The following is a 390-nucleotide window of genomic DNA, read 5'->3' on the forward strand; positions in this document are numbered from 1 at the left end:
AGGAAAGCGTGCTGGGAAGCCGTCCGGAACTGAAAGAAGAACTGCCGGGCCTGCTGTCCATTTACGACATCAGCGTTAGAAAAGACGGTAAAGCTCTGGAAATCAAGGATAACCCCATGACGGTCAAAATCCCGATGAACGACCACCTGAAGGGCTACAAATACTACCAGGCGGTATATCTGGGTGACCCGCTGGAACGCTTTGATGCAGTGGTGGAAGGTGACTTCCTGGTGTTTGAGACTACCCATCTGAGCCAGTATGCTATCCTTGGCTCCAACACACCGTTTGAAACCAGCGAAAAGCCGACCGACCCCACCGACCCAACTGACCCCACTACTCCAACAGATCCCACCGATCCGGCTGGGCCGACTGACCCGACCACCCCGACAG

Annotated in this window: 1 protein-coding gene; it reads left to right on the forward strand. The window is 55.1% G+C overall.

Annotated elements, in window-relative coordinates:
* Positions 1-390, forward strand: a 390-nt coding sequence (locus H6A20_RS13185) for a hypothetical protein (RefSeq protein WP_204907545.1), incomplete at both ends; no start/stop codon positions are given.

The organism is Mordavella massiliensis (genome assembly GCF_016901695.1).
GTDB lineage: Bacteria > Bacillota > Clostridia > Lachnospirales > Lachnospiraceae > Claveliimonas > Claveliimonas massiliensis_A.